The following is a 14,308-nucleotide window of genomic DNA, read 5'->3' on the forward strand; positions in this document are numbered from 1 at the left end:
CCTGGAATGCGGCCTAGCATCTGTTCGTGGCCGAGCAGGATTCGATCACCGAGGGTCTCACCGCGGTGTTCGGTGGGGTCGCCGGTGGGGCGATCATTGTGGGGATACTCGCTATCGCGCTGAAAAAATTCGGCGACAAGCTCGGCGAGGGCCTGTACGGGTCGCTCACCACGCTGCTCCGCCGGGGCTATGAGCGAATCGCGATCCGCTTCAGCGAAGACCGGCGAATCACCCACTACCGGGCCAAGATTCCCGATGAGTACGGACGACATGTCCTGACTCTGCAGCGGCAGATCGCTGTCGAGTCGGTCTACGTGCACCTCCAGTACGAGAGGGGTGGGCGGCGGCACGACCTGCGGCGGCAGGTGCTCCAGGAGAAGGCCGTGCTGCTGCTCGGCGAGGCCGGCGCCGGAAAGTCCCTACTGTCGAAGCACTTTCTCCTGCATTGGGCAGCGCAACCGCGCAAAGCCGAGCAGCGGCAGAAGATTCCGGTACTGGTGGAGTTGCACCGCTGTGACGGATCGGTGGATCTGCCCGGACTGATCGCGGCGCACTTCCGACTACCGAACGACAAGAACGACAGTCGCGCAGTGGAATTCGTCGCTCAGCGCCTGAATGAAGGCTCTATGCGACTGCTGTTCGACGGCCTCGACGAGGTGAGTGCCGACGAACAGGCCGGTGTGGTCGCGGCGATCGAATCCTTCCGGCGAGACCATGCCAGCGGCGACAAGGCGAACTCCGTCGTGGTCACGGGCCGTGGCTCGGCGTACAACGGCAGCCTGAGCGCCTTCGAGGTCATCAAGATCGCCGGTTTCGACGACTCCTCGATCCTTCGATTCCTCGGCCGCTGGCTGGTACTGGAACGTTCCGCCGCTGGCGGGCTGACCACGGCCGATATTGCCGAATTAGGCACAGCCGACCGCATATTCGAGCAGATCCGGCAGAATCCGCAGCTGCTCCAACTGGCCCGCACCCCCCTGCTGCTGAGCCTGCTCGCCGACCTGTACACCGGAAGCCTGGTGCACAAGGGGCGTTCGTTGCCGTCCTCCCGAGCCGACTTCTACGCACGGGTCACCGACCATATGGTCATGCGCGACCTACTGCTGGATCGCGGCGAACGCGCCTCTCCGTACCAGCCACGCGACAAACTCGCGGTATTGAAACGAATCGCCGTGTTCATGACCGAGACTCCGGCCGACCAGGGCGACCGGCTCATTCTGTCTCAGGAAAGGCTCCGGGAGGTCCTCACCACCACCCTCGCAGCACTGGACCTGCGCCCCGAGCACGGGCGGGAGCTGGTGCGCGATCTCACCGATCGAAGTCAGATGCTGGTCGGCTCCGACACCGGGGAACGATTCTGGTTCCCGCACAGGAGCTTTCAGGAGTACTTCACGGCACGAGCACTCGAGGGTCCGGTGGGGGCCGCTCGCCTGCTCGCCGGCTACTGGTCCGATCCGGCCTTCTGGCGCGATACCGTCCGCTTCTGGTGCGGAGACGGCAACAACAGCACCATCGTGGTCCAGCGGCTGTTCGAATCGAACGACCTCAAACATCGCGTGCTGGCGCTCGAATGCCTTTCCGAGGCAAGCGAAATCGATACTCTGCTCGCAGATCGCATTGTGACGCACTTCCTCACCGAACTGCCCGGGACTCCCGAGCCCGCGACGATCGGTGAAGCAGCAGGCATTGTCGAGGCGCTCGGCAGCGTGGCCTCCAGAGACACCGATCGCGGCCGCAGGGTACGCAGGCACCTCGAAGCACAGGCCGAGGCGGGGGCCGAGCGTGCCATGCGCGCCCTGGCCCGGTCCGGTCGTGCCGATGCCGCACAGTTTCTGGTGAGTCTGGCCGTCCGTACCGACGATGCGCTGACCAAGGAGTGCGCGGGGTCGATGGGCGAAGTCGCGGTATCCGCCCTCGCCGATGCGGTGGCGGCTGATCGGCTCTGGCCGGTGGACACGCTCGGCAGTATCGGTACGCCCAGTGCGGCAATGGAACTCGCACGCATGGTGTGGTCCGACGATGTGCGCGCGACCTCGTCGGCCTGGTGGCTGTGTGCATTGATTCGAGAACCGAATATCGAAGCGGCACTGGAGGATCACACGCCGCTCGGCTCCGAGGCAACCACCTACGCCGGACTCGACGGCGCCTGGGATCCCTTCACGCCCGACCCGCAGGGGCGATTCGCACGGCTCATGCGGAGGGTCGCCCACCTGACGAATACCTCGAGCCCACCGGACTTCCTCATCGAACGGCTGGACCCACGGATCGTGGTACTGCTGTCGAGCCTGACTCTGTTACGCCGTCGACCGCCCGGAAGCGAAGCCCTCACCATCGCGATGAGCGATCAACAGCTCAACCAGGAGCTGTTCCTGCGCAGCGACAGACTCGGCCACGGCCCGAACTCGCGGCGGCTCCTGCACACATACCTGCAACGGTTCTCGTACACCGCGTCCGAGATCGCAATGCTGGACACGCTGCCGCTACCGGTTCAGCGCGCACTCATCAGGTACATGCTGGTGTTCCAATTCACCGCAAACGATGCGGCTCGAGCCGAACTGTGGTCGCGAGCAACGCAAGACGTCGAGCACAGTACGGCGGGACTGACACTGTGGTGGCGAGGGATGGCCGGGGTCGCCACCCTGATATTCACCGGCGCCGGGATCTATCGTGCGGTCGGGACCATCGCGCACACCTGGGCATGGGGGCCGATATGGCTCGCCTGGGCGATGCTGATCGTATTCGCCGTATTCGCCGTCTCGGCCTCGATCGCCTGGTATCTGGAGGAAGTCGTCATCGTAGCGGCCGATCTCGAAATCCTGTGGCGGTCGACCGCGATCGTCACAGGCTGCGCGGCGGCCGCATTGGCGGTGCCCGGTATGTCGACGATCGCCGACTGGATCGGCTGGCCGGCCGTCGCGGTCGGCGCAGTTGTCGTGGCACTGATTCTGATCCAGGTAGACCGGGTGATCAGGAAACGAGACCAGGCCAACACCAACCACTTCCGGCTGATTCTGCAGGAATTGCAAGCAGCCGAGGCGAATCGGCAACAGCGCGCCTGACATCGGCCCGCGACAAGCCTGTGCCCAGCGCAGCTCAGTGAGCATTGCGTCGAAGTCCATGTCGGGGGTAGCTCACCGTAATGCGGTGGTTGCCGAACGCCCCGTGCTCGGGACGTCTCAGACGACCATGCCGATGCTGCGGCCGATATCGACGAGGGTGGCGTCGAAGAGGACGTCGGGGTGGGTGATCGGGATCGGGTAATTGCCGAAGACCTCGAGGGTTACGTGGCCGTAGAGGCGGGCCCAGAATTGGATCATCACGTAGCTCACGCCGAGGTCCAGCTTCTCGGCGGGGAACTTCTGACCGGATTCGGCGAGGACCCGCAGCAGGTCGGTCTGGAACCGGACGAGGTCGTCGCGCAGTTCCGGCGGGATCAGTTCCGTTGCCGGGGTGACGATCTCGTACTCGGTGAGCAGGCGACCGGCGGCGCCGAGGAACAACCGCCCGACCGGTTCGCCGAATTGCTGCATGGCGCTGCCGATTCCGGCGACGGTCGGCGAGGCGAAGACCAGCGTGAACTCGCGCGCGTGAGCGAGGGACCAGCTGCGGAAGCCACGGCAGACGGCGAAGAATCGGATACCGGCGTCATCGGGCAGCCCGGCGACCGCCGCCTCGAGGTCCGCGGCGAGATCGCCGCAGACGTCGGTGCGCACCGCCGCGACCAATTGGTCGCGGGATTCGTAGTAACGGTAGAGCGCGGGGGCGGTGACGCCCAGCTCCCGCGCGATGGCCCGCAGCGTAATCGCATCCGGGCCCTGCTCCACCAGCAGTGACCGCGCGACGCGGCGAATGTCTGCGTCGCTTACCGCAGGCATCCGGCCGCGTCGACGGGGTTCACTCATTCGTATTTGACCTGCCAGCTCTTGATGCCGTTCAGCCAACCCGAGCGCAGCCGGACCGGATCGGAGACCTGACTCAGGTTCGGCATCACATCGGCGATGGCGTTGAACATGAGGTCGATCTCCAGGCGTGCGAGGTTGGCGCCCACACAGAAGTGGGTTCCGGTGCCGCCGAAGCCTACATGCGGATTCGGGTTCCGGAGGACGTTGAACTCGAAAGGCTTCTCGAAGACTTCCTCGTCGAAGTTGGCGGCGGAGTAGAACATTCCGACGCGCTGGCCCTTCTTCATCTCCTGGCCGCTGAGCACGGTGTCCTGCAGCAGGGTGCGCTGGAAGGCGATGACCGGGGTGGCCCAGCGAACGATCTCGTCCGGAGCGGTGCGCGGACGCTGCTCGCGGTAGAGCTCCCACTGTTCCGGATTGTCGACGAACGCCTTCATGCCGTGCGTGATGGCATTACGCGTGGTCTCGTTGCCGGCGACGGCGAGCAGGATGACGAACCAGGCGAATTCGTCCGAGCCCATGGCTTCACCATCGACATCGGCATTGAGCAGCGTGGACATGATGTCCGCGTGGCCGTCGAGGTCGATCGGGCACTTGCGCTTCTCTTCGGCCAGGTTCCACGAGTAGCCCATGACCTCGGCGGTGGCGACCTTGTGGTCACCCTCGAAGTCGGGATCGTCGTAGGAGATCATCTGGTTGGTCCAGTCGAAGATCTTGCCGCGATCTTCCTGCGGAATTCCGATGAGCTCGGCGATGGCCTGCAGCGGCAGCTCGCAGGCGACCTGGGTGACGAAGTCGCCGGAGCCGGTCTTCTTGGCCTCGTGCACGATTCGCTCGGCGCGGTCACGCAGTGCGTTGCGCAGCGATTCGACCGCGCGCGGGGTGAAGCCCTTGGACACGATGCGGCGCAGCTTGGTGTGCCGCGGCGGATCCTGGTTCAGCAGCAGATAGCGCTGGACCTCGATCTCTTCACGCATGATGTCGTCGTAGAAGCGGATGACAGCGGTGTTCTCCTCGGAGGAGTACACCTCCGGAGTCTTCGAGATCTCCTTGATGTCATCCATCTTGGTGACGGCCCAGTAGCCGTCGTCTTTGAAGCCACTGCCGATCTGGGGCACCCAGGCGATGGACCGGGTGCGGCGGAGTTCGGCGAATTCTTCGACAGGCAGACGCTGTGCGAGCAGGTCGGGATCGGTGAAGTCGAACCCGGAGGGGATGGACGGCGCGGACACGGTTCCTCCTTTGGATCACGTTCCGGAGAAGTGAATCACACCACAGCCCCGTTTGTGAACACCTATTACTAAATAATGTTCACTTGAGTGTAGGTGTGATCTCAGTACGCGCCATCTCCCCTGGTCACCGCCCCTATCGTCTTGCAGATCAACAGCAGATCCAAGACCATCGACCAGTTCTCGACGTAGGAGAGATCCAGTCGCATGGCATCGTCAGGGGCCAGATCCGAGCGCCCACTGACCTGCCACAGACCGGTCACGCCGGGCTTGACCAGCAGGCGCCGCCGCATGATCCCGTCGTACGAATCGACCTCGCGGCGCACCTGCGGGCGCGGGCCGACAATGCTCATCTCCCCGCGCAGCACATTCAAGAACTGGGGTAGCTCGTCGAGGCTGTACTTGCGGATGATCCGGCCGACCCGCGTCACCCGGGGATCGTCGCGCATCTTGAAGAAGAGCGGATTGCCGCCGTTGCCGGCGATGAGCGCGGTGATGTGCGCATCGGCGTCGGCGTACATACTGCGGAACTTGATCATATGGAACGGATGCCCGTCCCGCCCGATCCGCTCGGAGTGATAGAACACCGGGCCCCGGCTGCTCACCTTGACCGCGATGGCAATGCCGATGAGCGCCGGTGCGATGGCCAGCAGCGCACACAGTGCGAAGCCGAAGTCGAAGAGCGCCTTGCGAATCGACTTGGCGCGGTCATACTGCGGCTTCTCCACATGCAGCATGGGCATATCGGCGACCAGGCGGTGGGTCAGCCGGGCGCCGGAGATGTCCACCAGGCCCGGCGTGACGATCAGTTCGACGCCCAGCGGATCCAATTCCCATGCCATGCGCCGGAAGTCGGCCGGGCCGAGATTGTCGGTGGCGGTGACGGCGACCGTATCGGCCCCTGTACGGCGGACCGCGTCGATGACCGTGCGGTCGGTGCCGACAATCGGAATCTCCCGGCCGCCGACCTCCAGCCCGCGCTCGACGAGGTCGCCCTCCTCGCGGGTGCACACTCCGATGACCTGATAGCCCGATTCCTGATCCCGCGAGAATGCCGCGACCATGGCCCGCGCCGCCTCCGGGCTGCCGACCACGAGCACAGCGGTGCGGTATTCGCCACGGGAGCGCCGCCTGGCTACCCACCCGCGCCACAGCCGGCGCTCCAGCATGAGCCCGAACATGCCCAGCGGCAGGGCAATTGCCAGATAACCGCGGGCGACGTCCACGCGCAGCAACAGCGACACGATGGCTACACCACCGAACAGTTGCAGCGTGGCAGAAACGACCCGTCGGTATTCCTCTGTGCCACTGCCGATTACACGTAGTGAGCGGGTGCCGCTGAGGGAGAGCGCCAGGTACCAGACCAGTGCGAGCACCACCGATACCACCGTGTAGCGAACCTCCAGCGGCAGATTCGAGGCCAGCGTCGGATCCGCCGGCCCGCCGAAGCGGATGAGCTGCGCCATTCCGATGGCCAGGCATACGACCAGCAGGTCGCTACCCGCCAGACGGCGTGCGTAATCGCCTTGCCAGCGTTCGCGATCGGAGCGCGGCAGCGGTCGAGGCAGCCGATTTACACGCACTGCTCGACGAGAAGAAACTTCGAAACTCATGAAACGAACGCACCTCCCCCACGGGAGAACTCGGTTCCGATCCCCACTGATCAGTTCCACGGAAGACAGAACAATGTCGGCTCCCCAAGGGTTTTCGCAACGCGCCAACCTGGGGGACCGCCGACTCTTTCGGTGGCCAGATGCCGAATGTTACACAACTGCGCCACTGTCGTCGGTGAAACTTGTGTGCTGCCAGTGTTTCCGCGAGGTTGCCGGAAGCATCGCAACCGGTTTCCCGGTCGTTTCCCCGTATTTCCCCTAATCACGAAAACGCAGGTTGCGCCGGGTGCCACACCCGGGGTGAGGTGGGAGTAACCCTTGAATTGCAAGACTCGAGTGGTAGCCGACCGCCTGCCCCGTTCTGCGACTCGCAGAAAATTGCCGCCCCGGCGCCCACCTGCCACCGGCCGAGCCCAGCGAAGTTGGCGAATCCTGTTGTAACGTAAGGCCGGATCGAGCCGACCACAGTGCAGTCGGCCTTGCGCCGGTACCGGTCTCGGTGAAAGTGGGGATTCCGCGTGCAATGCCGTCTGTGTACGTCCGAACGTTTGGTCAGCGTGCTCGATCTGGGGGCGACCCCACCCTGCGAGAAATTTCTCACCGCGGCGGAACTCGACCAACCGGAACCCACGTTTCCACTGCATCTGCGGGTCTGTGAAAGCTGTCTGCTGCTACAGATTCCGGCGCTCATCACGCCTGCGGAGACTTTTACGGAATACGCGTATTTCAGTTCCTATTCGGACAGCTGGGTGCAGCACGCAAAACTCTTCGTCGAGGACGCGATCGCCCGCCTGGGGCTGGGCAGTGAATCGCTCATGATCGAAGTCGCCAGCAATGACGGTTACCTGCTGCAGCACGCCGTCGCCGAGGGCATCCCCTGCGTGGGCATCGAACCGTCGGTGAATGTCGGGGCCGCCGCCCGCGAGAAGGGTGTGCCGACCGTGACGGCCTTCCTCGACGAGGACCTCGCCACGCAGGTGCGCGCCGAGCACGGCGCCGCGAATCTTGTTGTGGCCAATAATGTTTACGCCCACATACCGGATTTGCTGGGGTTCACCCGATCACTGCGGGCACTGCTCGCGGACGACGGCTGGCTCTCCATCGAGGTGCATCACGCGCTCAATCTGGTGGCGCTGGGCCAGTTCGACACCATCTATCACGAGCATTTCCAGTACTACACCGTGCTGTCCGCGCAGCGCGCCCTCGCGACCGCGGGCCTCACCGTGGTCGATGTGGAATTGCTTGGCACACACGGTGGTTCGCTGCGCATCTGGGCACGTCCGGATGCCGTGGCCGAGCCTTCCGAGCGCGTGGCCGAGGTGCTGCACCAGGAAGCCGAGGCCGGATTGCACGACGTCTCCGGCTATCTCGCACTGCGACCGCGCACCGAACTGGTCCGCCAGCAACTGCTCCGCTTCCTGCTCGAGGCCAAGGCCGCCGGCAAACGGGTGGTCGGCTACGGCGCACCGGGCAAGGGCAATACCCTGCTCAACTACTGCGGCATCCGCCCCGATCTACTCGAGTACACCGTGGATCGGAACCCGTACAAGCACGGCAGATTCACACCCGGCACCCGCATTCCGATCCACGAACCCGAGCGCATCGACGCCGACAAGCCGGATGTGGTGCTGGTGCTCCCGTGGAATCTGGAGACCGAGATCACCGCGCAATTGCACCATGTGACCGACCGGGGCGGCGAGCTCGTCTATCCGCTCCCCACCCTCCATCACGCAGCATCCCTTGCGACGCTCGACGACGCCGCCGCATCGAATCATGCGGAAAGGCAAGCGAAGTGAAGGTTGTACTGTTCTGCGGCGGCTACGGCATGCGCATGCGCAACGGCACCGAGGATATGATCCCGAAGCCCATGCAGATGGTGGGCCCGCGCCCGCTCATCTGGCACGTGATGCGCTACTACGCGCACTTCGGGCACAAGGATTTCATCCTGTGCCTGGGCTACGGCGCCGCGCACATCAAGAATTTCTTCCTGACCTATCAGGAGTCGGTCTCCAACGATTTCGTCATTCGCGGCGGCCAGGTCGAGCTGCTGCAGTCCGATATCAGCGACTGGACCATCACCTTCGTCGACACCGGCGTGGAATCCCCTATCGGAGAACGACTGCGGCGGGTGCGCGACCATCTCGACGGCGAGCGCTACTTCCTGGCCAACTACGCCGATGTGCTCACCGACGCCCCGCTGGACGAGGTGGTCAGCGACTTCCGCAAATCCGGGGCCGCGGCCTCCATGATGATCGTGCCGCCGCAGTCCTCCTTCCACTGCGTGGATGTGAACTCGGCCGGCGAGGTCAAGAACATCACTCCGGTATCGCGCCTGCCCATCTGGGAGAACGGCGGCTACTTCGTGCTCACCCAGGAGATCTTCGATCATCTGCCGCCCGGCGGTGATCTGGTGGAGGACGCCTGCGGCGCGCTGGCCGCGCAGGGCAAGCTCTTCGGCTATCAGCATCACGGCTTCTGGAAGCCCGCCGACACCTTCAAGGAGCGCGCCGAACTCGACGCCGGATATCTGACGGGCGATCGCCCCTGGATGGTGTGGGAGCAGCCCACACCATGATCCGACTGGGCACGGGCGCGGTCCGTGAGATCGCCCTGGTGGCGGCGCACTGCGACGATCTGGCCATCGGCCTCGGCGGAACCCTGCTGGCGCTGTCGAATACCGTTCCCGGCCTTCGCGTTCGAGCCCTCGTGCTCTCCGGGGCCGGGACCGAGCGGGCCGGGGAGGAACAGGACGCGCTCGCCGCCTTCTGCCCCGGCGCGGATCTGGATCTGCGCATTCTCGATGTCCCGGACGGTTATGCCCCGGCGCATTGGGAGCGGGTCAAGGATGCGGTGGCGGCGCTGCGCCGCGGCAGCAGTCCCGAGGTGGTGTTCGCCCCGCAGCGCGGCGATGCCCACCAGGATCACCGGCTGCTGGCCGAGCTGACCCCCACCGAGTTTCGCGATCATCTCGTGCTGGGCTACGAGATCCTCAAGTGGGAGAACGACACTCCGCAACCGACGGTGTTCCATCCGCTGCCAGCCGGGATCGCCGAGCTCAAGGCCGAGCTGCTGTGGAAGCACTATCCCTCACAACGTAATCGGGACTGGTTCGACGAGCAGTCCTTCCTCGCCCTCTCCCGCCTGCGCGGCGTCCAGTGCCGGGCGCAGCACGCCGAGGCATTCCTGCTCGACAAGGCCACCATCACATTCGGAGGTGCATGACCATGCGCGTACTCGTCACCGGACATCAGGGATATCTGGGGACGGTCATGGTGCCCGAGCTACAGCGAGCCGGTCACGAGGTGACCGGCCTGGACATCGGGTACTTCGCCGACTGTGTGCTCGGGGAAACGCCGCCCGCACCACCGACTCTCACCGTGGACCTGCGCGAAGTGACCGTCGATCAACTCGCCGGATTCGATGCCGTCGTCCATCTGGCGGCGCTGTCGAATGATCCGCTGGGGGCGCTGGCGCCGCAGATCACCTACGACATCAACCATCACGCCTCGGTGCGCCTGGCCCGGCTGGCCAAGGACGCGGGCGTGCAGCGCTTCCTCTACGCCTCCACCTGTTCGGTGTACGGCGCCGCGGGCGCGGATCTGGTCACCGAGGACGCACCCCTGCGGCCGCTCACCCCGTACGCCGAATCCAAGGTGCGGGTCGAGGACGATGTGGCCGCGCTCGCCGACTCCGGCTTCACTCCCGTATTCCTGCGCAATGCCACCGCTTTCGGCTTCTCGCCCCGGCTGCGCGCCGATATCGTGCTCAATAATCTGGTCGGATACGCGGTGCTCACCGGTGAGGTGCGGGTGCTCTCCGACGGCACGCCGTGGCGGCCGCTGGTGCACGCCCAGGATATTGCCCGCGCGTTCGCCACCTGCCTGGAAGCCCCGGCCGAGGCCATCTACTGCCGGGCCTACAACGTGGGCACCGAGACCAATAACCTCACCGTCGCCGAGATCGCGCAGTCCGTGGTCGAGGCGGTCCCCGGTGCCACCCTGGCCATCACCGGCGAGAGCGGCGCGGACCCGCGGTCCTACCGGGTCGACTTCTCCTACGCCCGCAAGGAACTGGGCTTCGAGGCGATCTGGAGCATTCCGGAGGGCGCGGCCGAACTCTACCGCGAGTACGTGGCACGCGGGCTGACCTCCGACGCCTTCTTCCAGCGCTATACCCGGCTCGCGCATCTGACCTCGCTCAAGGATGCGGGCGTGCTCGACGACGAACTGCGCCGCATCCGGATCGGCGCCTGAATGCCCTCAGTGCCCGAACGCCGCGAGCAACTGCTGCCAGGAATTGGCGGCGGCATCGCGGTCGGAGACCACGGTCACCGGTTGCGGCCAGGCGATGGCCAGATCCGGATCGTCGTAGGCGATGCCGATGTCCTCGGCCGGATCGTGCGGCCGGTCGATGCGGTAGCAGACGTCGGCCACCGGGCTCAGCGCCTGGAAGCCGTGCAGAAATCCGGCCGGCACGAACAGGTTCCGGAAATCGGTGTCGTCCAGCAGGAAAGCCTGCTGCTGCCCGAAGGTCGGCGAGTTCGGGCGAATATCCACCAGCACGTCGTGCACCGAACCGTGCGAGCAGCGCACCAGCTTCGCCTCACCGCGCCCGGCCCGGCCGTGCATACCGCGCACCACGCCGCGATAGGAGCGGGACTGCGAATCCTGCAGGAAGGTCGCCGAGAAGCCGGGCGCCTGCAGGAAGCTGTCGAACTCCTCGGCATCGAAGGTCCGGGTGAACAGGCCGCGGCCGTCACGGTAGGGCTGCGGCGTGAGCACCAGGACGTCGGCGAGCTCGGTGGTTTCGATAAGCACCAGGTCATCGTGCCATGAGCGCCGATCCGACGCGGGGATGTCGCGGTTGTGGTGCCGGATCGCTGTTCCGGGTGCTGGATTTGGGCAAAATGCCTGCCGCAGACCATTTTCCGCCCCTCGATGCGCCCGCGGAGGCGCTCGACAGCACCCATCCCCTGGCTATGGACCTGTGCACCGAATGCGGTCTGGCGCAGCTCGCCGAGGACGATACGGTCACCGCCGAACCGCGTGGGGTGGAGCCGCAGGCGCTTCGTGATCAAGCCGCCGACGCCCTCGCCCGGGTCTCGGCCGCGGGCTGGCTGACCGGCCGCACCACACGGGAATTCGGCAGTCCGCACGGCGGGAGCTGGCTGCCGCTGCTGACCGGGTTCACCGAGACCGAGGCACCGGCCGATGTGGTGGTCGACTGCTTCGGCATCATGCACGAACCGGATCAGCGAGCCGCCTTCGCGCAGCGGGCCGCGGCTACCGCGCCGGACGGGGTGCTGCTGCTGCAGTTCCACTCGCTGCACGCCATCGTCGAGCAGGGCCAGTGGAATGCCCTGCGGCACGGCCACTTCGCGTACTACTCGCTGACCGCGCTGCGGAGGCTGCTCGCGGATGCGGGGATGCGGATCGCGGCGGCCTGGGGGTTCGACCTGTACGGCGGAACGGTTCTCGTGGCGGCCGTGCACGGCCCGGCCGAAACCGTGGAGCCGACCGGCGATTCGCAGGTCGCACGGATACTGAACGCGGAAATCAGTCTCTTCGGCAGCGAACCCGAGGCCGCCGCCGATGCCGTGCGAAGTCTGCAACAGGCCGCTGACCAGCAGGCCGCCGCCCTGCGCCGCTGGCTCGAGTATGAAACACTTTCCGGTAGCCGAATCTTCGCCTACGGCGCCGCCTCCCGAGCAGTCGCACTACTGCATCTGGCGGGAGCGCACCGTGGGCTGCTGGCGGCGGTCGCCGACGCCTCGCCCGCCAAACAGGGCCGGCGCATGCCCGGTACCGATATCCCGATCATCGATCCGGCGGAACTGCTTGCCGCCCACCCGGATCGAGTACTTCTCACACTGCCGGACCTATTGCAGGAGGTGCGGTCGCGGTGGCCCGGGCTGGAGGGAAGGTGGGTGGTCGACATCCCCGAAACAATCTGAGCGGCAACAGGATCAACCCGCGGGCGATGTGGAGCCCGTGGTGTATCAATAGTGGGGAATCTATTGCACGCGTAGCGATTACGCGGTCAATCTGATGAGGGAACGGAACAACCATGGGGAACACACAGCGCGTGGTGGTCACGCGCGCCGCGGCGACCGCAGTCGCCGCCACCGCCTTTCTGACGCTGGGCGGCGGAATGTCCACCGCCGCAGTCGATGCCGATAATTCGATCGTCGATCAGCAGGGCCGCACCATCGAAGCCATCTCCGCCGACACCCGTATCGATTTTGTCGCACCGCTGGACGGCAACCCGCTGACCCGCGAATGGTTCCACAGCGGCAAGGCCTGTTTCAAGGTCACATCCCCGACCGATGACAAGTGGACCGGCCACGTCACCATCGGCTATCAGGTCGGCTACCCGGCCACGCTGACCGGGAAGCTCTCCTTCCAGTACCAGACGCCCAGCCTCGAGTTCCAGATCACGCAGCCCCCGGCGCTCAATTTCTTCAATCTCATTCCGACGGTGGGCGGCGAGCTGGATGTGGGCTTCGGGCCGGGTATTCAGTCGGTGGACGCCGCCGGCGGCGATGTCTCCGGGCAGGACGGCTGCATCACCATGTCGGGCTTCCACGGCACGGTGACCGGCGTCCTCGGTCAGACCACTATCCGCCCGTTCGTGCGGCTCACCAGCAGCGGCGGGGATACGGTCGTCACCTACGGGCCGCTGTCGCACAGTTAGTCGGCCCGCCTCCGGTTCAGTCCGAAAACCGGTTCAGTGCAAAAGCTCCGGGCGGCGCAACAGTGTTGCCGTCGCCCGGATACGCGCTCGATCGGCGGCCGCGCGGGCCAAGCGCATATCGCCGCCGAACACCGTGCCGCGGCCGATCAGCTGCGGGTACTCGTGGCCCAGCCGATGGTGGAAGCGCAGCATCTCGCTCAGCTTGCTGACGGTCGAGGTATTGCTGCACAGGTTGAAACTCGAATTGCGCCAGGCCGCCAGCACCTGCTGCATGCCGTAGAACATGCCGAAGGCGCTGACGCGGGCGAACAGGTCCACATCCATGGGGAAGACCAGATCGCCGCGGAAGCCGCCGACCCGTTCGAAATCCTTGCGCCGGAACATGGCCGCGGCGGTGGGCCCGAAATCGGCGGGGCCGCGCCGCACAATGGTGCGCATGAGCGTCTGAGCATTGCGCGGGCCGAGCAGATCGGGCAGCCCGAGATCGGTCTCCTCGATATTGCCGCCCTCGTCGATGACCTGGAACTTCGAGGCGCAGATGGCGATTCCATTGTCGCCCATGACCTCGAGCTGCGCCTCCAGCGAGCCGGGCAGCAGGATATCGTCGGCGCAGACCACCTTGACCAGGCGGCCCCTGGCCAGCGAGACGGCCTTGTTCCAGTTCTCGCCGATCGGCAGCGTCTCTGCATTGCGGGCGATGCGTATGCGCGGATCGTCGAAGGATCTCGCCACCGCGCCGGTATCGTCGGTGCTGGCATTGTCGAGGACGATCACTTCGAATGCGTTGTCCTGGTCGAGAATCGAGCGCAGTGTTGCGCCCAGTGTGCGTCCGGAGTTGTAGGCCGGCACGCACACCGACAGGTTGACCATT

General features: G+C 65.4%; 12 protein-coding genes. 7 read left to right on the forward strand and 5 right to left on the reverse strand.

The window, feature by feature from the left end; all coding sequences use genetic code 11:
• The first annotated feature begins 26 nt into the window (after positions 1-26).
• Positions 27-3,059, forward strand: coding sequence for an NACHT domain-containing protein (locus tag ABZX86_RS11045; RefSeq protein ID WP_355122305.1), 3,033 nt, complete (start codon positions 27-29; stop codon positions 3,057-3,059).
• A 117-nt stretch (positions 3,060-3,176) separates the two neighbouring features.
• Here the strand turns inward: ABZX86_RS11045 and ABZX86_RS11050 are convergent, their stop codons facing one another.
• From ABZX86_RS11050 to ABZX86_RS11060, 3 genes are all read right to left on the reverse strand, one after another.
• Positions 3,177-3,875: a TetR/AcrR family transcriptional regulator gene (locus tag ABZX86_RS11050; RefSeq protein WP_327140116.1), complete on the reverse strand. Its 699-nt coding sequence runs from the start codon at positions 3,873-3,875 to the stop codon at positions 3,177-3,179.
• A 23-nt stretch (positions 3,876-3,898) separates the two neighbouring features.
• Positions 3,899-5,134 (reverse strand): cytochrome P450, encoded by a 1,236-nt coding sequence (locus ABZX86_RS11055; RefSeq protein ID WP_355122307.1) that lies wholly within the window; start codon positions 5,132-5,134, stop codon positions 3,899-3,901.
• 101 nt (positions 5,135-5,235) lie between these two features.
• Positions 5,236-6,714 carry a sugar transferase gene (locus tag ABZX86_RS11060; protein WP_355122309.1) on the reverse strand — a complete coding sequence of 493 codons (1,479 nt, stop codon included), beginning with the start codon at positions 6,712-6,714 and terminating at the stop codon, positions 5,236-5,238.
• 548 nt (positions 6,715-7,262) lie between these two features.
• Here ABZX86_RS11060 and ABZX86_RS11065 point away from each other — a divergent pair.
• The 4 genes from ABZX86_RS11065 to ABZX86_RS11080 are packed head-to-tail and all read left to right on the forward strand — an operon-like array spanning position 7,263 to position 10,997.
• On the forward strand, positions 7,263-8,540 hold the full coding sequence (locus ABZX86_RS11065; protein WP_355122311.1) for a class I SAM-dependent methyltransferase: 1,278 nt from the start codon (positions 7,263-7,265) through the stop codon (positions 8,538-8,540).
• Positions 8,537-9,319, forward strand: a complete 783-nt coding sequence (locus ABZX86_RS11070; RefSeq protein ID WP_355122313.1) for a sugar phosphate nucleotidyltransferase — start codon at positions 8,537-8,539, stop codon at positions 9,317-9,319. Before ABZX86_RS11065 ends, ABZX86_RS11070 begins: the two co-directional genes overlap by 4 nt.
• Positions 9,316-9,966, forward strand: coding sequence for a PIG-L family deacetylase (locus ABZX86_RS11075; protein ID WP_355122315.1), 651 nt, complete (start codon positions 9,316-9,318; stop codon positions 9,964-9,966). Before ABZX86_RS11070 ends, ABZX86_RS11075 begins: the two co-directional genes overlap by 4 nt.
• Positions 9,967-9,968: 2 nt before the next feature.
• Positions 9,969-10,997: an SDR family oxidoreductase gene (locus tag ABZX86_RS11080; RefSeq protein WP_355122626.1), complete on the forward strand. Its 1,029-nt coding sequence runs from the start codon at positions 9,969-9,971 to the stop codon at positions 10,995-10,997.
• 6 nt (positions 10,998-11,003) lie between these two features.
• Here the strand turns inward: ABZX86_RS11080 and rfbC are convergent, their stop codons facing one another.
• Positions 11,004-11,561, reverse strand: a complete 558-nt coding sequence (gene rfbC, locus ABZX86_RS11085; RefSeq protein WP_355122317.1) for a dTDP-4-dehydrorhamnose 3,5-epimerase — start codon at positions 11,559-11,561, stop codon at positions 11,004-11,006.
• A 14-nt stretch (positions 11,562-11,575) separates the two neighbouring features.
• Between rfbC and ABZX86_RS11090 the strand changes: the two genes are divergently transcribed.
• Positions 11,576-12,697, forward strand: a complete 1,122-nt coding sequence (locus ABZX86_RS11090) for a methyltransferase domain-containing protein (protein WP_355122318.1) — start codon at positions 11,576-11,578, stop codon at positions 12,695-12,697.
• Positions 12,698-12,810: 113 nt separating this feature from the next.
• Entirely contained in the window at positions 12,811-13,437 is a 627-nt protein-coding gene (locus ABZX86_RS11095; RefSeq protein WP_355122320.1) for an MspA family porin, read from the forward strand.
• Positions 13,438-13,470: 33 nt separating this feature from the next.
• Here the strand turns inward: ABZX86_RS11095 and ABZX86_RS11100 are convergent, their stop codons facing one another.
• Positions 13,471-14,307 carry a glycosyltransferase family 2 protein gene (locus ABZX86_RS11100; protein ID WP_355122322.1) on the reverse strand — a complete coding sequence of 279 codons (837 nt, stop codon included), beginning with the start codon at positions 14,305-14,307 and terminating at the stop codon, positions 13,471-13,473.
• Position 14,308 lies beyond the last annotated feature (1 nt).

Source organism: Nocardia sp. NPDC006630, from assembly GCF_040611495.1.
Taxonomy (GTDB): domain Bacteria; phylum Actinomycetota; class Actinomycetes; order Mycobacteriales; family Mycobacteriaceae; genus Nocardia.

Bases quoted from the DNA above. Each gene is read 5' to 3' on its own strand.
- ABZX86_RS11075 (WP_355122315.1), top strand. From the start codon at position 9,316: ATGATCCGACTGGGCACGGGCGCGGTCCGTGAGATCGCCCTGGTGGCG.
- ABZX86_RS11100 (WP_355122322.1), bottom strand. From the start codon at position 14,307: ATGGTCAACCTGTCGGTGTGCGTGCCGGCCTACAACTCCGGACGCACA.
- ABZX86_RS11080 (WP_355122626.1), top strand. From the start codon at position 9,969: ATGCGCGTACTCGTCACCGGACATCAGGGATATCTGGGGACGGTCATG.
- ABZX86_RS11095 (WP_355122320.1), top strand. From the start codon at position 12,811: ATGGGGAACACACAGCGCGTGGTGGTCACGCGCGCCGCGGCGACCGCA.
- ABZX86_RS11050 (WP_327140116.1), bottom strand. From the start codon at position 3,875: ATGCCTGCGGTAAGCGACGCAGACATTCGCCGCGTCGCGCGGTCACTG.
- ABZX86_RS11090 (WP_355122318.1), top strand. From the start codon at position 11,576: ATGAGCGCCGATCCGACGCGGGGATGTCGCGGTTGTGGTGCCGGATCG.